The sequence below is a fragment of the Bacillus sp. FSL R5-0286 genome (genome assembly GCF_038593245.1).
Taxonomy (GTDB): Bacteria; Bacillota; Bacilli; order Bacillales; family Bacillaceae; genus Bacillus; species Bacillus altitudinis.
Genome location: NZ_CP151977.1, coordinates 3,611,780 through 3,632,024, shown reverse-complemented (window position 1 = coordinate 3,632,024; position 20,245 = coordinate 3,611,780). Strand labels below are relative to the sequence as shown.

Annotated in this window: 19 protein-coding genes and 1 pseudogene; 15 read left to right on the top strand and 5 right to left on the bottom strand. The window is 42.0% G+C overall.

Going from position 1 to position 20,245, the window contains the following annotated elements; all coding sequences use genetic code 11:
• Positions 1–38 precede the first annotated feature (38 nt).
• Both NST24_RS18780 and NST24_RS18775 read right to left on the bottom strand, forming a co-directional pair.
• A complete protein-coding gene (locus NST24_RS18780) occupies positions 39–1,022 on the bottom strand; it encodes a Gfo/Idh/MocA family oxidoreductase (protein ID WP_342462107.1) in 984 nt (327 codons plus the stop codon).
• Between the two features lie 144 nt (positions 1,023–1,166).
• Positions 1,167–1,526, bottom strand: a complete 360-nt coding sequence (locus NST24_RS18775) for a MerR family transcriptional regulator (protein WP_007498034.1) — start codon at positions 1,524–1,526, stop codon at positions 1,167–1,169.
• 311 nt (positions 1,527–1,837) lie between these two features.
• On the opposite strand from NST24_RS18775, the gene yidA reads away from it, so the two are divergent.
• The gene (gene yidA, locus NST24_RS18770; protein ID WP_008345739.1) at positions 1,838–2,650 is read left to right on the top strand and encodes a sugar-phosphatase; all 813 of its coding nucleotides are present in this window, start codon (positions 1,838–1,840) and stop codon (positions 2,648–2,650) included.
• Between the two features lie 35 nt (positions 2,651–2,685).
• On the opposite strand, the gene NST24_RS18765 is transcribed toward yidA, so the two are convergent.
• The gene (locus NST24_RS18765; RefSeq protein ID WP_039164974.1) at positions 2,686–3,693 is read right to left on the bottom strand and encodes a LuxR C-terminal-related transcriptional regulator; all 1,008 of its coding nucleotides are present in this window, start codon (positions 3,691–3,693) and stop codon (positions 2,686–2,688) included.
• Positions 3,694–3,818: 125 nt separating this feature from the next.
• Here NST24_RS18765 and NST24_RS18760 point away from each other — a divergent pair, with 125 nt between their 5' ends.
• The 3 genes from NST24_RS18760 to NST24_RS18750 all read left to right on the top strand — a co-directional run bounded on the left by NST24_RS18760 (position 3,819) and on the right by NST24_RS18750 (position 7,111).
• Entirely contained in the window at positions 3,819–4,526 is a 708-nt protein-coding gene (locus NST24_RS18760) for a class I SAM-dependent methyltransferase (protein WP_039164976.1), read from the top strand.
• Positions 4,523–5,620 (top strand): saccharopine dehydrogenase NADP-binding domain-containing protein, encoded by a 1,098-nt coding sequence (locus NST24_RS18755; RefSeq protein WP_047947043.1) that lies wholly within the window; start codon positions 4,523–4,525, stop codon positions 5,618–5,620. The genes NST24_RS18760 and NST24_RS18755 overlap by 4 nt, the downstream gene beginning before the upstream one ends.
• A gap of 219 nt (positions 5,621–5,839) precedes the next feature.
• A complete protein-coding gene (locus NST24_RS18750) occupies positions 5,840–7,111 on the top strand; it encodes an MFS transporter (protein WP_047947042.1) in 1,272 nt (423 codons plus the stop codon).
• A 96-nt stretch (positions 7,112–7,207) separates the two neighbouring features.
• Here the strand turns inward: NST24_RS18750 and NST24_RS18745 are convergent, their stop codons facing one another.
• A complete protein-coding gene (locus NST24_RS18745) occupies positions 7,208–9,031 on the bottom strand; it encodes an acyltransferase family protein (protein ID WP_342462106.1) in 1,824 nt (607 codons plus the stop codon).
• 239 nt (positions 9,032–9,270) lie between these two features.
• Between NST24_RS18745 and NST24_RS18740 the strand changes: the two genes are divergently transcribed.
• The 11 genes from NST24_RS18740 to NST24_RS18690 all read left to right on the top strand — a co-directional run bounded on the left by NST24_RS18740 (position 9,271) and on the right by NST24_RS18690 (position 19,758).
• Positions 9,271–10,146 carry an aldose 1-epimerase family protein gene (locus tag NST24_RS18740; RefSeq protein ID WP_342462105.1) on the top strand — a complete coding sequence of 292 codons (876 nt, stop codon included), beginning with the start codon at positions 9,271–9,273 and terminating at the stop codon, positions 10,144–10,146.
• 60 nt (positions 10,147–10,206) lie between these two features.
• Positions 10,207–11,151, top strand: coding sequence for a sugar-binding transcriptional regulator (locus NST24_RS18735; protein WP_039164987.1), 945 nt, complete (start codon positions 10,207–10,209; stop codon positions 11,149–11,151).
• Between the two features lie 84 nt (positions 11,152–11,235).
• Positions 11,236–11,907, top strand: coding sequence for a deoxyribose-phosphate aldolase (gene deoC, locus NST24_RS18730; protein ID WP_007498018.1), 672 nt, complete (start codon positions 11,236–11,238; stop codon positions 11,905–11,907).
• Between the two features lie 167 nt (positions 11,908–12,074).
• A complete protein-coding gene (locus tag NST24_RS18725; protein ID WP_072368021.1) occupies positions 12,075–13,256 on the top strand; it encodes a NupC/NupG family nucleoside CNT transporter in 1,182 nt (393 codons plus the stop codon).
• 24 nt (positions 13,257–13,280) lie between these two features.
• Positions 13,281–14,582: a pyrimidine-nucleoside phosphorylase gene (locus NST24_RS18720; RefSeq protein ID WP_039164991.1), complete on the top strand. Its 1,302-nt coding sequence runs from the start codon at positions 13,281–13,283 to the stop codon at positions 14,580–14,582.
• A gap of 351 nt (positions 14,583–14,933) precedes the next feature.
• Positions 14,934–15,377, top strand: coding sequence for a MarR family transcriptional regulator (locus NST24_RS18715; protein WP_045033720.1), 444 nt, complete (start codon positions 14,934–14,936; stop codon positions 15,375–15,377).
• A gap of 13 nt (positions 15,378–15,390) precedes the next feature.
• Positions 15,391–16,029, top strand: a complete 639-nt coding sequence (locus tag NST24_RS18710) for a nitroreductase family protein (protein ID WP_017368360.1) — start codon at positions 15,391–15,393, stop codon at positions 16,027–16,029.
• 25 nt (positions 16,030–16,054) lie between these two features.
• Positions 16,055–16,348 (top strand): putative quinol monooxygenase, encoded by a 294-nt coding sequence (locus NST24_RS18705; RefSeq protein ID WP_008345714.1) that lies wholly within the window; start codon positions 16,055–16,057, stop codon positions 16,346–16,348.
• Positions 16,349–16,537: 189 nt separating this feature from the next.
• The gene (locus tag NST24_RS18700; protein ID WP_342462104.1) at positions 16,538–18,919 is read left to right on the top strand and encodes an immune inhibitor A domain-containing protein; all 2,382 of its coding nucleotides are present in this window, start codon (positions 16,538–16,540) and stop codon (positions 18,917–18,919) included.
• A gap of 207 nt (positions 18,920–19,126) precedes the next feature.
• Positions 19,127–19,390 carry an ORF6C domain-containing protein gene (locus NST24_RS18695; protein ID WP_008345710.1) on the top strand — a complete coding sequence of 88 codons (264 nt, stop codon included), beginning with the start codon at positions 19,127–19,129 and terminating at the stop codon, positions 19,388–19,390.
• Entirely contained in the window at positions 19,387–19,758 is a 372-nt protein-coding gene (locus NST24_RS18690; RefSeq protein ID WP_007498006.1) for a DUF1304 domain-containing protein, read from the top strand. Before NST24_RS18695 ends, NST24_RS18690 begins: the two co-directional genes overlap by 4 nt.
• 142 nt (positions 19,759–19,900) lie before the next feature.
• Here the strand turns inward: NST24_RS18690 and NST24_RS18685 are convergent.
• Positions 19,901–20,095, bottom strand: a pseudogene (locus NST24_RS18685) (hypothetical protein); the annotation flags it as partial.
• Positions 20,096–20,245: the final 150 nt, after the last annotated feature.

Sequence of the window (20,245 nt, the reverse complement as noted above, 5' to 3'; positions counted from 1 at the left end):
CAAAAAACCGCCTTTTCATCAGAAGGCGGTTTTTTTATTTAAGCATGATCTGCTGGGAAAAGAATACCGGCGTCTTTCCTAGCGTCTTCAAGAACCTTCATGACAGAAAGACTGTCATCAAGCCATTCATAACACTTTTCGACATTTCCTGTTTCAATGATATGCTGAAATGCTTCTGCTTCATAAAACAGGCGGTTTGAATTGGTTTGTGCATTGAGTGAAGTGACTTGGTCTCCTATATGCAGCAACACTTCCTCACAGCCATTCGCACCATTTTTCACATGCAGGAACCCTTTTTCCCCTTGAATCAAAGCGAAATTCATACTGCTTGTATCTTTGCTGCCAACACTTGTGGCGATGAAATCATTGTAAGTAAAAGTTAATACACCAGATGTGTCGATGCCGTTTGGATGGCGGTTGGCCTGGTAACGAACGTCTTTCGGTGAACCAAATAGATTCATAATGAAATGAACATTGTAAATGTTAATATCCATGAGGGCACCGCCAGAAAACTCTGGGTTAAAGACATTCGGCGTTTCCCCGGCGAGCAGCTGATTATATTTACTTGAATATTGACTGTAGTTGCATTGAACGAGTTTGATTCTGCCTAATTGATGAAGGTGTTTTTTGATTAAATGATAGTTGGGCATATGAACGGTCGTAATGGCTTCAAATAGGAAGAGCTGCTTTTCCTTTGCGAGAGCGATTAAGGCTTCTAGCTCTTTCACATTAGAGGTAAAAGGCTTTTCGCAAATCACATGTTTTCCGTGTTTCAATGCAGCCGTGGCATGCTCGCTATGTAAACGATTGGGTGATGCGATATATACCGCTTCTATATGGGGATCTTCTAACATAGTGGTTAAATCCGTATAAGTCGTTTGCACCCCAAATTGATCTGCGAGTTTCTTTGCCGTCGCTTCCTTTCTTGAATAGACAGCGTGGCAAGAAGCACCTTCAAGCTGTTCAATTGCCTGGAGGAAACCTTCCACAATCACACCTGTTCCAATGGTTGCTATTCTCATTCTATTCATAACCCCTTCCATACGATTGATGTCACGTCAAGCTGTCTCTAGTATACCTGATGTTTTCATACAACGTGTACTTAACAGCTAGGCGCAGAGGGGTGCCAGTAAAAAATACCGGCACATCTTTGGCAGTCTCTACAATTAACTAATGTTAGCTAATGTTTGTTTCGTTAACAGTTGAATGGCCGCCTTCCTCTTTTTTAACTCTTGAATGGATTTTTGAATATCTTCTACTTTTTGTTCGAGCAGCTGTTCCGCTTCTGTTTTTGACTGTTTCTCGAATAGTGACGTGATAATTTCTCGAATTTCTTTGAGTGAGAAATCTAGCTTTCTTGCTTCAGTGATAAAGGATAGCATGAGTACATATTTTTTATCATATAAACGATAGCCGTTATGTGCTCTCTTAGGCTCGGGGAGCACACCCTCATTTTCATAAAAACGAATGGTTTCAATATGTACACCAGACATTTTTGACAATTTTCCTCTCGTAAATGTAATCATTCCCTGCACCTCCTTTCTTTGCTATCCATCATACAATTAGATTTGCTAGTTTCAAAATATTCTCCGATGAACATTTGTTCCTTTTCATACTGTTAAAATGAGAGGTCTGTTCTATTCACAGCGGATTCCATAGAATAGGTTATAATAGATGAGGATGAAGTGATTTTTTGTTACAGATAGGAACAAGTAGACAGCGTGAGAAAAAAACGATAGGCTAAAATAGGTATATAGTATGATGAATAGCATGTGATTATGTAGATGATCACTCAAAATAGTGACAGCACGTTTTGCTGAGAAAAGGGGAGCAGTGAATGTATAAATTAGTCGCAATTGATATGGATGGTACGTTATTAAATGATCAGCATATGGTGCCGGATGAGGTGTTTGAAGCCATTCAACAGGCGAAGGCAGAAGGCGTTAAAATTGTTTTATGTACAGGCCGGCCGATTGGCGGGGTGCATCGCTATTTAAAAGAGCTGCAGCTTGATCAAGAGGGGGATTATGTCATCGCCTATAATGGAGCGCTTGTACAAAACAGCCATACAAATGAAGTCGTATCAGAATTAACTTTATCCTATGATGATTTGACTTCTTTATATGAACTGAGCCGTCAGCTGGATACACCTATGCATTATTTCGATTCGGCTCATCTATACACACCAAATCGGGATATTAGTGAATACACGGTACTTGAATCGTATTTAACGAAATTGCCGCTTAAGTATTTACCTGTCGAAGAGGCAGACCCATCCATGAGACTTCCGAAGATGATGTATATTGATCAGCCGGAACGTTTGGAAAAGACGATACAAGCCATTCCATCTGAAGTGAAGGATCAGTACATGATGGTAAAAAGCACAGATTTCTTCCTAGAAATTCTTCATCCTGATGTGAGCAAAGGGAATGCCGTGAAGCTTCTAGCGCATGAACTTGGGATTTCTCGTGAAGAAGTGATGGCGATTGGTGACAATGGGAACGACGTGTCGATGCTAGAATTTGCGGGCTGTGGCGTTGCGATGGGAAATGCCATTGAAGATGTCAAAGCAGTTGCGGATGTTGTGACAAAATCCAATAACGAAGCAGGAGTCGCACATGTCCTGCATGAGCGAGTCATCGGAAAATAAAGAAAGAGCGGTCTACCAATGAGGTAGCCGCTTTTTTATATGTGTGAGAAAAAGTAAACAAGCATACGTCTGCTGTTCAAATTTGTTTTTTCGAGCATCGCCTTTACATGATCATGCACCGTATGAGGCGAGATAAATAACGTACTGGCAATTTCCTTTGTGGATTGTCCTTTTATTAAGCAGTCAAGGACGTTCATTTCTCTTTCTGTCAGCCGATATGTTTTCGCTATATAAGGAAGAATGTCACTTGTTTGAGCTCGCTTAATATGAATCATGACAGCCTCTTCCTCCCCGGCTGCCTGTGCTAAACGAAATGCTTGAAGAGAGAGAAAACGCCCTGTCGGCATTCTGGTGATGCTGACCGCTGTTTGGTCACCGCCGCCGTATAAAAGCTTAGCACCTAATGCTCTAAACGGACGGGGCATGATGGCACCGTCATGAATTTGCTCAAAGGTCTGGAAGGTGTGAAGCCAATGAAGTCCAGTTTCATTTCCATAAAGAAGATGGTAATCGTGTGAAAGAATGAGGAAGCCTTGGTGTTCCGCCGTTTCATCTTCTTCCGTTTCTCTTCTTTTAAAAAGTTCATCTCTCAGCTTGGCTGCGAGTGCTGGTGTTTGGCGACTAACCGCTTGTATATCTTGTTCATGAAAAGGTTCCTTCTCCTTTTTCCGATAAAGGCTGGCGATTCCCCAGCATTCACCTTGAATTACAAGGGCTGCCCGCAATTCATCTGCCCATCCGTTAGGTAACAAAATGTGCTGGTATCGACCACTATTGATGTATTCTCCGCTTTGGACGAGACTGGCAGCGTGGACAGGACCTTTCGCTAGGTCTTCATGCTGGTGCACATCTTTTTTTAAATATTCATTTTGAAACAGCTCGTTATGTATGGCTTCAATCGGTTCATCTGTAAAAGAACCCGTCGAGAGGAGAGTAGCTGGATCAATGGTTGTGATACAGGCAGCATCAAAATCACAGATAGCAGCAAGTTCATCTCGAATGCTTTTTCTCAGCTGCTGAAAATGAGCGGCTGGATTGTTCATTTGATCTCCTCCTCAATATCCCTACTTTTAGGGATCGTTTTTTCTCATCTATCTTCTTACAATGAAGATAACATACCGTTAGTGTAAAGGAAACGAAGCAAAGCGGAAACTGGAGGAGAAGACATATGAGTGTAAATCAACATTGGCATGATCCTGTTGCTGAATCCTATGCAGCGACAATTGCACATAAAGTACCGGGCTATCATCTTTTGCATGAGCTGACAGTGGATAGAGTAGAAATCGAATTAATGGGAGCGGCTTCTCGCATGTTAATAGTCGGAGCAGGTGGGGGCGAAGAGATCATCAACATGCTTCAAAGAAATAAAGACTGGCATATCACAGGGGTTGATCCATCTCCATCCATGCTTGATATGGCCAAGCGCAGAGTGGCACAGCTTCATATGCAAGATCGCGTCACATGGTATGAGATGGCCTTAGACAAAGTGCCGGTTGAAAAGTCGTACGATGCAGCAGTAAGTTTGCTTGTCATTCATTTTGTAAAAGATCAGCTGACCTTTTTACAGGAGATCGCCCGCCGGCTTCAACCAGGGGCGCCTCTCATGTTGGCGTTTATTCAAGGAGACCCGAAAACGCCGACATTTCAGCAGGAGCTTCATATGCTTTCTCTATTCATGAATCGTCAAGGCTTGGGAAAGGAAGTGTTTACGTCCTTCCGAGAAAGGCTGGGTGTCACAACATATCCCGTGTCTGAAGAAAAGATGACAGCACAATTAACCGAAGCAGGATTTCAAGACATCAGACCTTATTTTCAAGCGGGCATGATCAAAGGGATTGTTTGTAAAAGAGGCGATAGAAAGGCGGTTGGAAAATGAGGTCAAAAGTGATGGTGATAGGCGGTTATGGACATGTGGGGCAGCAAATATGTCTTCAATTAAGTGACGTGTATCCTGGGCAAGTCTTTGCGGCTGGCCGAAGTTATGAGAAGGCTGAACAATTTGCACGCCAAACGAATGGGCGTGTACGTCCATTTCAGATAGACGTAAGACAACCAATGGATACGGACTGGATGGATGAAACGAGACTGGTGATCATGTGTCTGGATCAAGATGACACGTCATTTGCTGAAACATGCTTACGGTCAGGTATTGATTATCTCGATATTTCGGCAAAAGGAGCCTATATTGAGAAGCTAGCAAAGGTCCATCAACAGCAATTGAACGCAACGGCTGTGCTGAGCGTAGGTCTTGCACCTGGTCTCACCAATTTGCTTGCAGCGAAGGCGGCATCTATTCTGACCTCTGTGGAGCAAATTGATATTAGTATCATGCTTGGGCTAGGTGACCAGCATGGAAAAGCAGCTATTGAATGGACGCTTGATCATGTGCATACGGATTATGAGCTGACGAAGAATCATCAGCGAAAGAAAGTCAAAAGTTTTACTGGAGGGAAACGCATTGATTTTGGCAAAACGCTTGGAAAGCGGCAAGCCTATCAGTTCCCTTTCTCTGACCAGCAAACATTGCCTTCGACGCTCCATGTGCCTTCTGTGACAACAAGGCTCTGTTTTGATTCTGGTGTAGCGACACGTGCATTTGCTCTCACAAGGAAACTCGGAATGACGTCCCTTCTCACGATGCCGAAAATCAAGGAACGTGCCATTTCACTGATTCAATCTGCTCAAATGGGTACAGATCAATATGCAGTGAAAGTGGAAGCGGTAGGAATGAAGGGTAACGAAATTCATCGAGCAGCGCTTGGAATAAAAGGTCGCGATGAGTCTCAAGCAACGGCTCAAGTCGCCAGTGCTGTGGCACTGCATGTATTGAGCAAGCAGTTTCAGGCAGGTGTTTTTCATATCGAAGAATTATTTTCATTAGCGTATGAGAATGGTGATTTTGCGTTGGTGGATCAAAAAACGAAGGAAAAGCACGCACTAGCATTGAGAGCCAGCCTTTTAACGGCATAAAAGAAAACGACAAAAGATACGCATCAGCTCAAAAGTACAGGTCAGTCATGTGGGCGCTTTATTCATGATCCATTTCAAAACAAGGTGTCTATGATCCGAAAACAACCGCTTGCTCTCCATGAAATGGCCGAGAGGTGGAAGAGATTTAAATCAAGGATTGTAGTCGGAACTGATATAATGGTTACATTGGGCAAATAAATCTCAAGTGGGTGTTTACAAGTGTTAGATACAGAAAAAGATGTAGTGAAGAATTATATAGATTCACCCCAAAAATTGAAAAATTTATATAAACGAGTATTGTTTGTTGTCAGTCTATCGCAAATATTTGGAGGGGCTGGCATAGCTGCAGGAATTACGGTAGGTGCCATTTTAGCACAACAAATGCTTGGAACTGAAGCCTATGCAGGAGTCCCAATCGCTTTATTTACTTTGGGGTCAGCTGGGTCAGCTTTCATTGTAGGGAAGCTTTCACAACGTTATGGACGACGCATCGGTTTATCGACAGGTTTTGTTGTTGGAGGGCTCGGAGCAATTGGCGTTGTGCTGGCAGCTATGATGAATAGTGTCATTTTATTATTTGCATCGCTCTTCATTTACGGAGCAGGAACATCCACGAACTTACAAGCGCGTTATGCTGGGACGGACTTAGCAAATTCTAAACAGCGTGCAACTGCAATTAGTACAACAATGGTCATGACAACATTTGGAGCAGTAGCAGGTCCGAATTTAGTTGAAGTGATGGGTAAATTTGCAGTGTCCATTGGCGTTCCAGCACTTGCCGGTCCTTTTATTTTATCAGCAGTAGCATTTATTGTAGCTGGTCTTGTCCTTTTTATTCTGCTGCGTCCTGATCCATTAGACATTGCCCGAAGAATAGCAACTTACAAAGCAGAACATGGGCATGGAAATAAACCAGATGCTGCTGATAAAAAAACAGATAAAAAAGGGCTTACAGTAGGGGCCACAGTGATGATCTTAACTCAAATTGTCATGGTGGCACTCATGACCATGACACCGGTGCATATGCAGCATCATGGTCATGGATTAGCCGAAGTGGGCATTGTGATTGGTTTTCATATAGGGGCCATGTATCTTCCTTCACCTATCACGGGTGTACTTGTAGATAAACTAGGACGAACAGCTATGAGCATAGCGTCGGGCATCACATTGTTACTTGCTGGTTTATTAGCAGCATTCGCACCAAGTGATTCAATGATTCTATTAATCATTGCTTTGTCTTTACTTGGATTGGGATGGAACTTTGGTTTAATTAGTGGTACTGCTCAAATAGTGGATTCTACAGAACCATCAAACCGGGCAAAAACCCAAGGAACACTCGATGTTTTTGTTGCGTTAGCAGGTGCTTCTGGCGGTGCCCTTTCAGGAATGGTCATGGCGAATACGAGTTATGCTACATTATCTTTAAGCGGAGGAATTTTATCGTTAATTCTCATCCCTGTCATCGTTTGGTCTTTTAAAAGTAAAACATAATGCAGCTCCGTGCTCATCCATCACAAAAAAAGACATGCCTCCAATCATAGGAAAGCATGTCTTTTTTGAATCTCTCTTCACAGGATGCTAGTCTTCTTATGATGCCGAGGACACATCTCCTTTTTTCTTGATACTGGCTTTAATGAGCTCAGTCAATGTGTCAGAGCCTTTTGTGGAAAGATGAACACCATCTGGCTGAAAATAGGATGGCTGTCCGGTAGCGGCTGAATGCCAATCGACTAAGCTCACATTGTGGTGTTGATTGGCCACACGCTCAATGACTGCATTCACATCATTTTCCCAAGATCTTGGAACGCGAGTGTTCACAAGAAAAATATGTGCCTTCGAGAAATGTTGAATGAATGAGGTCAAAGTCCCCTCTGTAAAATAACCATTTGTGCCAAGCTCAATAATAACAGCGGCATCAGCCTTGTTAAAAGAAGCATATTGAGGGGCGATGCGGATGGCTTCGTTCATTTGCCTTCCGACCCTTGCGTCAATGGTGATGGGTTCATAGGCCTTTTCTAAATTTGAAGCAATGTCTAACATGACGGAATCACCAATGGCAAGAACTTGGTGAAATTGTTTAGGATCCGCTGCTTTTTTCTTATGTTTGTCTTTCTTTTTCTTCACTTTTGATTCTGTCTGACCGCCTGCCTTTTGGGGCGCTGTCTTAATTTGTGTGACTTCTTGCGCATGCGGGGATGTATGAGACGAGCTAGACATGCCAATGGTAAATAAAATCAAAAGGACTGCCGCAATCCCAAGAAACACTTTATTGGACATAGACCATTGCTTGATTCCTGTTTTCCAAATCGACCAAGAGGCAAAATAGTGTCTAAACCCGAGTTTACGAATCGGCTGTTCGATCAAACGATAGGAAGCCTCTGATATGAGTAGAATTGCGATGAGCTGCAATGTGACACGTCCCATGGAAGGCTGTCCAATCTCAATGACCGGTGTGGTCAGCACGATAATTGGATAATGCCATAAGTAGATGCCATAAGACCGCTTTCCGAGCCAAACGAGTGGTTGAAATGACAGCCATTTCCCAATAAGACTGGCAGGATGGCAGACACACGCAATTAAGATCGCTGCATTCAAACAGAATAAAAGCATACCGCCTTGGTAGAGAAGGCCGTCAAATTCGTCGACTGCATAAATACATAAGAGGAAAATGACCATCGAACCGAATCCGGCTATTTGTAACATACGTCTGCCGATAGGAAGTAATTTTCTGCTGGAAAGTCTGTGCATGGGCCAGACAAATGCAAGACTGCACCCGATGAGGAGTGCAAACGCACGTGTGTCTGTTCCATAATAGATCCTGCTCGGGTCAGTATCCGGTGAATAGAGAATGGCCATCCATAAAGCAGATACAAGTGCCAGACCAAAGGTGATCATAGGAAGATGGGATCTATTTTTCACCCATTTCAGTCCAGCAATCAACAGTACCGGCCAAATGAGATAAAATTGCTCTTCAATCGCCAAAGACCATAAATTTTTTAGTGGAGATACAGCATTGAAGCTGTCAAAGTAAGAGAGCTGATGAAAAATGTACCACCAGTTACTCACATAAAAAAAGGACGATAAGGCATCGCCACGAATGGACATTAATGCATTTGAACCAGCAATGGCGCACCAGCTGACGATTAAAAAAATCATGACGTAGGCAGCTGGAAGCAGCCTTCTGATGCGGCCCATCCAAAAAGGCAGAAGCTCTTGATAGCCCAAATCCTGCTTATGCAGCAAGATGGTTGTAATCAAGTAACCAGAAATCACAAAAAACAAATCAACGCCAAGAAACCCGCCGCTTGCGGGTTCAATATGTAAGTGATAAGCAATGACCGCCAAAACGGCAACAGCTCTCAGCCCATCTAATCCTAATATGTAACGTAAACGGTTTTCCTTGCTGTTCATGAAAAAGAATCCCCCATCAATGTCAAACGCGTCTTTTTTGTTGTCACTCCAAAAGAACAACGATTCTTTTATTTTATATAAGATTAGACGAATCAGCATTACATTTTGTTGGCGAATTTCTGTCTTTTTTAAAATTTTTTTATATGAAGAAACATTCTAAGGCTTGAGGGATTCTTATTTTTATACTCAAACCGAAAATCCCTGTCATAATAAAAGAAGAAGGAAAGGGGATGTGTTGAATGAGAACGATTGAAAATGATCTGTTATTGGTTCAAATCAATGAGAGAGGTGCCGAGGTGAGAGAGGTGCTTCATAAAGAAAGTGGACGTCAATATATGTGGTCTGGTGACCCTGCTTATTGGGGCAGGGTGTCGCCCGTCTTATTTCCGATTGTCGGACGGTTGAAGGATGATCAATACAAGATAGACGATCAAACGTATCAACTCTCGCAGCATGGATTTTTGCGTGATGTTGATTTTGAACTATTTGAAGAAGCAAAAGATCAGGTGGTTTTTCAATATCAATCAAATGGCCGTCACACGTCACAATATCCGTATGAATTTACAGCGCGCATCAGTTATGCACTGTCGGAAAATGGACTAACGATTTCCTGGGAAATTGTTCATGAAGGAGATGGCACGATGTATTTCTCGATTGGTGGACATCCGGCATTTCATGTCCCGCTTGTTGAAAGCGAGCAGACAGCTGATTATTCACTCACATTGATACCTTCCACCGAACATGATCCAGTTCAATATGAACTTCATAATTCACTTGTGAGAGAGAATGAGAAAGGTGTTGAGTTTGAGCCGATTCAACTTCGCCCAGAACTTTTTCAGAACGATGCAATGATCTTTAGTCATATTGATCAAGTATCATTGACTTCTCAAGCAGGTCACGGCGTTGAGGTCGATCTCAGTGGTTTTCCGTTCGTTGGTATTTGGTCTCCATATGATCTAGAAAAGGGAACAATGGCTCCTTTTGTTTGTATTGAGCCTTGGTATGGGATCGCTGATATGGAAGGGACAAACGGGCAGTATAAGGAGAAATTCGGCATTCAAACCCTAGAGAAGCAAGAGACCTTTCACGCAGCCTACACCATTTTCTTCAAATGAACATTTGTGCATGGTGAAGTGAACAATTTGTTATGATAGAGAGAAAAAGGAGGCGTACGAATGGATCGGGAGAAACAGCAATTAAGTATTGAAGCAGCAAGGCTCTATTACTTATCTGATTACAGTCAGCAGGAAATCGCCAAGCAGCTTGACCTGTCGAGACCAACGGTGTCTCGTCTGCTTCAGTATGCGAAGGAAAAAGGGTACGTCCAAATTACAGTGATGGACCCATTTGAGGATTTAAATGAGCTGTCCTTATTGCTGAAAGAAAAATATGATCTGCTCGAGGCTCATGTGGTATTTTCACCAAAGGACGATTATCCAACGATTACGGATTACTTGAGCCGGTTTGGTGCAGATTATCTTCAAAATACGGTGAAAGACGGCGATATCGTTGGAGTGAGCTGGGGCACCACGATGTATCAAATTGCTCAAAAGATGCAACCTAAACAGGTAAAAGGGGTAGAAGTGGTTCAGCTGAAAGGTGGAATCAGCCATTCACATGTGAATACATATTCTGCGGAAACGATTCAGCTGTTTGCATCAGCTTTTCAAACGGCACCACGCTATTTGCCACTGCCTGTTGTGTTCGATAGTGCCGCCGTTAAAGAGATGGTCGAACAGGACAGACATATTCAGCGCATTATTGAAATGGGCAAACAGGCAAATATCGCTGTGTTTACTGTTGGGACGGTAAGAGATGAGGCGCTTTTGTTTAGGCTTGGTTATTTCCGTGAAGAAGAAAAGGCGCTGCTCAAGACATCCAGTGTCGGAGATATCTGTTCGCGTTTTTATGATCAAGAAGGACGCATTTGCAGTGAAGCGATTAACAATCGCACAATCGGTGTGGAGCTGGATGATTTGAGAACAAAAGAGCGCTCCATTCTTGTGGCTGGTGGACATCGAAAGGTTGCCTCTATCCATGGGGCGCTGAGAGGAAAATATGCGAACGTATTGGTGATCGATCAGCACACAGCAAGAGCTCTTTTAAATGTCACAAAATAGATGAACAAAATTTCATAACTATATTTACAATTGTTCAATAGTCATTTAAGATGAAAGTATCATATTTAAAAGGAAGTGTGAATCATGACAATAGCAAAGCTCATTGATCATACAGCACTAAAACCAGATACATCTAAAGCTGCCATCATGCAGTTACTAGAAGAAGCAAAGACATATCAATTTGCTTCCGTTTGTGTGAACCCAACTTGGGTATCTCTTGCGGCGAAAGAACTAGAAGGAACAGGCGTTGATGTATGTACAGTCATCGGTTTCCCGTTAGGTGCAAACACAACAGCAGTGAAAGCATTTGAAACAAAGGATGCCATTGAAAACGGTGCAACTGAAGTGGACATGGTCATCAATATTGCGGCATTGAAAGATGGCGAATATGATGCAGTTGAACAAGATATTCGTGCCGTTGTAGACGCAGCAAAAGGCAAAGCCTTAGTGAAAGTCATCATTGAAACTTGTTTACTCACAGATGAAGAGAAAGTACGAGCTTGTGAACTTTCTGTAAAAGCTGGCGCTGATTTCGTCAAAACATCAACTGGATTTAGTACAGGCGGTGCAACAGCTGAGGACATCGCATTAATGCGTAAAACAGTTGGACCGGACATCGGTGTCAAAGCATCAGGCGGCGTGAGAACAAAAGAAGACGTAGAAGCGATGACAGCTGCAGGCGCAACCCGTATTGGTGCCAGTGCAGGCGTTTCCATTATTAAAGGGGATCAATCAGCTCCTTCTAAAGACTATTAATTCATACGATCCTATGGTAGGATAACAATCATGACTCATTAGATGATGAAAAAGTCATATGCGGAAGGATCTCATTTCTGGGATTTTCTTCCGCAATTTGTTTGCGAAATAGGGTTTGTTCCATACAAGCACATTAATGTAAACGAATTCATTCAAGGAGGAAAAACATGAAATACATCATTGGTATTATCGGTTTGCTGGTGATTCTCGCCATTGCATGGCTGGCAAGTAACGGGAAAAAGCGAGTGAAATTCCGTCCAGTCATTGTCATGATTGTACTGCAATTTATTTTAGGTTATATTCTGCTCAATACAGGTGTTGGGAACTTCCTAGTCGGGGGCTTTGCAAAAGGATTCCAAATGCTTCTAGGCTATGCTGGTGAAGGGATCAACTTCGTATTTGGCGGTTTAATGAATGATAATGCGTCAACTTTCTTTATCAATGTCTTGCTGCCGATCGTCTTCATTTCTGCCTTGATTGGTATCCTGCAGCATTGGCGTATCCTTCCGCTAATCGTACGCGGAATTGGGTATTTGCTTAGTAAAGTCAATGGAATGGGGAAACTAGAATCTTACAACGCCGTAGCGTCAGCGATTTTAGGTCAATCCGAAGTGTTCATTTCCATTAAGAAGCAGCTTGGATTATTACCTCAACAGCGTCTTTATACATTGTGTGCATCTGCGATGTCGACTGTATCAATGTCCATTGTCGGTGCGTATATGCAAATGATTAAACCGGAGTACGTTGTTACAGCACTTGTGCTGAACCTATTTGGTGGATTTATTATTGCGTCTATCATCAATCCATATGAAGTGTCTAAAGACGAAGACATGCTTGAAGTCGTAGAAGAAGAAAGACAATCTTTCTTCGAAATGCTCGGCGAATACATTATGGATGGTTTCAAAGTAGCCATTGTTGTGGCTGCGATGTTGATTGGATTCGTTGCATTAATTGCGATGATTAATGGCATTTTCACAGCTGCCATCGGTGTTTCTTTCCAAGATGTACTTGGATATGTGTTTGCACCATTTGCTTTCCTTGTTGGTGTACCTTGGAGTGAAGCGGTACAAGCAGGAAGTATTATGGCGACCAAAATGGTATCTAACGAATTTGTAGCGATGCTTGCTCTATCTGGCGACGGTCTTCATTTCACTGCTCGTACAGAAGCGATCATTTCTGTATTCCTTGTGTCATTTGCGAACTTCTCGTCTATCGGTATCATTGCTGGAGCAGTGAAAGGCTTAAATGAAAAACAAGGAAACGTTGTCGCACGCTTTGGATTAAAGCTGTTATTCGGTGCAACACTCGTCAGCTTCTTAACAGCAGGCGTTGTCGGTTTGATTTACTAAACTAAAAAAGGAATGGTGAAAACAATGAGAATGGTAGATATCATTGCGAAAAAACGTGACGGAAAAGAATTATCTTCAGAGGAAATTTCTTTCTTTGTCAAAGGTTATACGGACGGAACAATTCCTGACTACCAAGCAAGTGCCTTGGCGATGGCGATTTTCTTCCAAGATATGACGGATCAAGAACGTGCAGATTTAACACTCGCTATGGCAAACTCAGGGGACACAATTGACCTGTCTGCTATCGACGGCATTAAAGTAGACAAGCATTCAACAGGCGGTGTAGGCGATACAACAACGCTTGTACTCGCTCCTCTTGTTGCAGCACTTGATGTACCTGTTGCAAAAATGTCTGGGCGTGGTCTTGGACATACGGGTGGAACTGTCGACAAGCTAGAGGCAGTCAAAGGCTTCCATGTTGAAATTACAAAAGACGAGTTCATCGAGCTGGTGAACCGTCATAAAGTAGCGGTCATTGGACAATCAGGCAACCTGACACCTGCTGATAAAAAACTGTATGCCCTTCGTGATGTAACAGGAACTGTTAACTCCATTCCGCTCATTGCAAGCTCGATTATGAGTAAGAAAATCGCTGCTGGCGCAGATGCCATTGTACTAGATGTGAAAACAGGTGCAGGTGCTTTCATGAAAACACCTGAAGACTCTGAGAAGCTTGCAAAAGCAATGGTTCGTATCGGAAATAATGTTGGCAGACAAACGATGGCTGTCATCTCAGACATGTCTCAGCCGCTAGGATTAGCGATTGGAAATTCCCTTGAAGTGAAAGAGGCGATTGACACGCTTAAAGGCGAAGGCCCTGAAGACTTAAACGAGCTTGTGCTCACATTAGGAAGTCAAATGGTCGTTCTTGCGAAAAAAGCAGAGACACTTGATGAAGCAAGAGAAAAGCTAATTGAAGTCATGAAAAACGGCAAAGCACTTGAGAAATTTAAGGAATTTTTAGAAAACCAAGGTGGAGACGGCTCGATTGTAGATCAACCGGAAAAATTGCCACAAGCACCTTATCAAATCGAAGTGCCGGCAAAAGAATCAGGTGTGATCGCTGAAATCGTCGCAGACGAAATCGGTGTTGCAGCGATGATTCTTGGAGCAGGACGTGCAACAAAAGAAGACGATATCGATCTATCTGTTGGCATCATGCTCAACAAAAAAGTAGGCGATCGTGTAGAAAAAGGTGAATCTCTCGTGACGCTGCATGCAAATCGTGAAGATGTTGCGAATGTCATGGAGAAAATTTATGACAACATCCGCATCGCTGACCATGCTGATGCTCCGACTTTGATTCATACAGTGATTACAGAATAAAGAGAAAAAGACAAAAGTGATGAATCGCTTTTGTCTTTTTTTATGTAAATTTTAGGTAGCGCTTCTTCTAGATATGATAAGTTAGATGAGTGGGAGGGGATAAACCATGAGAATGCTCAAACTCATTCTCTTTATTTTTGTAGTCTTGATGATCATTGGATTTATCAGCTACTATGTGGGACCAACATCGACACCAAGTTCTTAAGACGAGCGTACAGCTCGTTTTTTTATTGAAATAAAAAATTTCACTTTATGAAACAAACCTCTTGCAATCATGAAACAATGGGTGTATATTAGTTGACGAGTCAATGATTGATATATCAACTAATTGATCTGAATAGAAAAGAGGGGATGGCATTGACTGCATTTTGCTCTGAAGAAGCAGAGGTATTATATCGTTTGCAGTGCGTGAACCGTATGATGGGTGTGAAGTTCGAAGCATGCACGGGCATCAGCCAATCAAGACTGGAGTTGCTATCACTGTTATTCCAAGCCGACGAAATCAGCCAATCCGATTTGCAGAAAAAAGTAAATATTGATAGTGCGGCTGTGACGCGTCACTTAAAACAGTTAGAAACAAAAGGAATGGTCACGCGCAGAAGAAAGCCGGAAGATAATCGAGTCACGCTTGTTCGTCTGACAGATGAAGGCAGAACAAGAATCGAAGCTTCTAAAAAAGAAAAAGAACGATTTATCTCAGAAATGCTTGAAAACGTAAGTGATGAAGAACGAAAGCTTCTCACTGATGTGCTCATCCGTATACAACAAAACATCGAGAAGATTCAAACAACCTAAAGGAGTGTTACACATGGCTACAACATTAAAAACAAACGATTTTATGGATATTATGAAAGGGCGCCGCTCCATTCGTAACTATGATCCAGCAGTGAAAATTAGCAAAGAAGAAATGACGGAGATTTTAGAAGAGGCAACAACAGCACCATCATCAGTGAATGCACAGCCTTGGCGCTTCATGGTCATTGACAGCCCAGAAGGAAAAGAAAAGCTCGCACCACTCGCAAAATTCAACCAAACACAAGTAGCTACATCATCAGCTGTCATCGCTGTGTTTGCAGATATGAAAAACAATGAATACTTAGAAGAAATTTATTCAAAAGCAGTAGAAAATGGCTACATGCCGCAGGAAGTAAAAGAAAGACAAATTGCTGCATTAACTGCACATTTTGAAGCTCTTCCAGAGCAAGTGAATCGTGAAACGATCTTAATTGACGGTGGACTTGTGTCAATGCAGCTGATGCTTGCTGCTCGTGCGCATGGCTATGATACAAACCCAATTGGCGGATATGACAAAGAAGTCATCGCTGAAACATTCGGCTGGGATAAAGAGCGCTATGTACCAGTTATGCTTCTATCCATTGGGAAAGCAGCTGACGAAGGTTATGCTTCTTACCGTTTACCGATCGATCGCATCACAGAGTGGAAATAATTTTTAAAAAAAGGGAGACGATCATATGATTATTATTCATGCAGGGATGACCATTCATCCAGAGAAAGAAAACGTATTTCTAGAAGAAATCAACGGTTTAATGAAAGCTTCACAGGAAGAAGCAGGCAATGTGTCCTACAAGCTTTTCAAGGATACAGAGAAAGAAAACACCTTTTTAATGGTAGAAGTGTGGAAAGATGAAGCAGCGGTTCAAAGCCATAATGCAAGTGCACATTTCCAAGCTTTCGTCGCAAAGGCAAAAGAATTTTTAGCCGCTCCACTTGATGTTGTTGCATATCAAGGAGAGCAGCTTTCATAGAAAAACAACAAACACCCTAGGCATTTATAGCCTAGGGTTCTTTTATTTTCGACAATTCGTTCCACCTATTTCAATCTCGTATTGTGCATTTTCCACAAAGTTTCTGAAAATAAAATGTTTTTCGACTTAAGTATATTGGAATATGCTAGAATTAGATATTATTTATTACCAAATTAGGGAGGAACCAATATGAAAAAAGGGAAATGGACGAGCATCGCACTAACAGCTGTCCTCAGTTTAGGCACATTGACAGCTTTCAGCACCCCTCTATCTGCCCACACCTCAGAAAAGTCAACAACCTCAGATGGTGGTCATTATTCAGGTATTCCATTCGACGCAAGTGTTGTCAATGAAGACCGCCTCATCAAAGCCTTGAAAAAACAAGGAAAGATCAAAAAGAATGCCAATGAGGCAGAAACCCAAAAAGCATTAAAGAACTACCTAAAGAAAAAAGAAGAAGCAGCGATGAAACAAAGCGCAAGTACCTTAACAGAAGAACCTGAATTCCTAAAAGAATACAAACAAAATGTACATAATAAACTAGCCAAAAAGAAAAAGTTAAAGAAGCATAAAGGAAAAGAAGGCAATCAAGTAAAGCCGGTGAAAAAGGAAAAATATAAAGGCGACGTCCGTAATGATAAAGTTTTGGTCTTATTAGTAGATTTTAAAGATTATAAGCATAATAGTATTAAAAAAGAAGAGACTGATATGTACTATGACAAGTATGATCAGCAGCATTACCAAGATATGCTTTTCGGAAAAAATGGCTACATTGGTCCAGATGGTAAAAGAAAAGTATCTATGAAGCAGTATTATGAAAAGCAGTCCGGTGGAAGCTACACAATTAGTGGAACAGTAGCTGGATGGTATACAGCCAAGCATGAAGCAGCATATTATGGCGGGAACGTACCAGACGAATCAGGCAGTGACGGCAGACCGCGCGAATTGGTGAAAGAAGCCCTCGAAGCAGCGGCAAAGGATCCAAACATTGACCTTGGTGAATATGATCAATGGGACCGCTATGATATGGATGGGGACGGTGTTTATAATGAGCCGGACGGTATCATTGACCACCTCATGGTTGTACACGCTGGCGTAGGTGAAGAAGCTGGCGGCGGACAGCTTGGCTCTGACGCGATTTGGTCGCATCGCTGGTCACTTGGTGATGTATTTGAGATTCCAAACACTGAATCAGAAGTGGGTCAAGGCGGAAAGTTAGGCGCTCTAGATTATACGATTGAGCCTGAAGATGGCGCAGCAGGTGTGTTCACACATGAATTTGGACATGATCTTGGTCTGCCTGATGAATACGATACACAATACACAGGCAGAGGAGAGCCCGTTTCTTATTGGTCTATCATGTCAAGCGGAAGCTGGGCAGGTAAAGTACCTGGTACGGAACCAACAGGTTTTAGTCCATATGCAAAAGAAATGCTTCAAAACTTGCATGGCGGCAACTGGCTTTCTGGAAAAACCATTGATGGTAAGACATTAACAAAAAGCAAAACAGTTTTAATCGATGAAGCAGCAACAAAAGGAACCAACCATGATGCGGTTCGAGTCGATTTGCCAGATAAAGAGATTGTGGTCACTCAGCCTGCACAAGGGCAATATTCATACTTCAGCGGAACAGGTGACAATTTGAATGCTACCATGACGACATCAGGGATTGATTTGTCGAAGGGAAGCAAAGCCGAGCTTACGTTTAAAGCATGGTACGATATCGAAGAAGATTATGACTATGCGTATGTAGAAGTTCGTGAAACTGGGACAGACAAATGGACAACCATTGCTGGTAATATTACGAATGATCGAAATGAGGCAGGAGCGAATGAAGGCAATGGCATCGATGGAAAATCAGATGGCTGGGTAGATGCATCCTTTGACCTTTCTGCTTATGCAGGGAAGAAGATCGATCTGCAATTCCGCTATACAACCGATGCAGGATATTCACTGCCAGGTTTATTTGTAGATGATCTAAAGATTACAGCAGATGGAGCAAAAGTGTGGTCAGATGATGCCGAGGGAACGTCCACGTTTACTTTTAATGGATTCTCTCAATCTAATGGAAAACAATATGCCGCTCAGTATTATTTACTAGAATGGCGCTCTTATGCTGATGTCGATAAAGGCTTAAAGCATATCAAACGAGGAGCAAGTCTGATGAGCTATAATAACGGTTTGGTCGTGTGGTACGTCGATCAATCGTACAGTGATAACTGGGTTGGAAAACATCCAGGGAACGGCTTCCTTGGAGTCGTAGATGCAGATCAACAAGTGTTGAAATGGAGTGACGGCTCTATTGCAGCGACAGGTTTCCAAGTACATGATGCAGCATTCTCTTTGAATCCAAGCACGAAGCTGAATATTGATTATACAGCGACAACAGGCTTAACCTTAGAGGATCGCTATATCCACCCAACGCGTACATTTAGTGATAAAAAGAACTATGTGAATCCAAATAACCCGGATGCAGGACGTGATGTGCCAACATACGGCCTATCCTTTAAAGTCGTCGGACAAAGTAAGGACCGTTCTGTTGGAAAGGTATTAATTTCTAAAAGCAACTAAACAAAAAGCCGGATTCTATCCATGAATCCGGCTTTTTGATACGTTAAGACATGGATTTTTAGCGTATGACTCGTCTTTGATCGAATGTTTGTTCTTTTTTATTTTGATATCCGAATGAAACCATTATATAATAGAGATTGGAAGGTTTTTCTTTCATTCAATGTTCTTTTTAGTTGTTAAAAAACCAAGAAAGGATGAGCGTTACCAATGAGTTGTGTCACTGCCAAGCAATTAAAGGTGATTCGAGGGACGATGCAGACTTTTTGCAGCCATTTAGAGTATGATGGCCACGGTAAGCTTCATATTAATACCATCATGGCTTTTATTAAAAAGGAATTTGGTGTAAGAAAAATGAAAGACATTCCACAAAGTCGTTTTCATGAGGCGTTAGAGCTAATCCAAGACTTTGATTTATACACGGACAAAATACAAATACGAGACCGTCTATCAGAAAGGAATTCACTAAATTGAATATTTTAGCAATGATTTTAGTAGGAATTGTCGCTTTAGAGCACATTGTCATCATGTTACTAGAAATGTTTTTTATGGAATCAAAAATGGCGAAAAGATCTTTCAATCTGCCTGAACACTTACAAAAGGATCCAAATGTGAAAGTGATGTTTGCTAATCAAGGGCTATACAATGGCTTTCTAGCTGCTGGACTCATTTGGGGGCTCATTCTTGGTTCGAATACCGTAGGATATATGATTCAGCTATTTTTCGTTCTTTGTGTGTTCATCGCAGCAGTATTTGGCGGTGTGACGTCTAATAAATCGATTATCATCAAACAAGGGTTACCAGCTTTTCTTGCATTAATTGCACTTATCCTGGCTATATAATCCTATCAGCGTGATAGAAAACCTTGCAGTTTAGGAAGGACGAGCATCGGAGCGAATTTGACATTGGTGAGCACTGAAGCACAGGACTGACACCGAATGCGAGGGTTTGTCTACACGGTAAAGCCGCCCTAGAGGGCGGCTTTTATCTTTTACGCATTCCCATCAAACGAATAATGGACGTAAGACAAAGGGCAACAGCGACAGCCAATATGATTTTTCCATACATGACGCCCGTAAGATTCATTAAAAAGACAGCCAATATGATACAGAGCGTGATGATAATCATCACAATCGAATAGGTTTTCATCTCTTTTTCCACTCCTTTTAAATTCCCTCTAGCGCAAGAGGTCTGTCAATTGTTTCTCATATTATATCATTTCAACACAATTTTACATGAAATTCCCTGTCAATAGAATGTGACAGAATGATTAGATTTGAAGTGAGGCTATATTTTTTAAAAAATCGGGTATAACATAAAGAGTTGTAT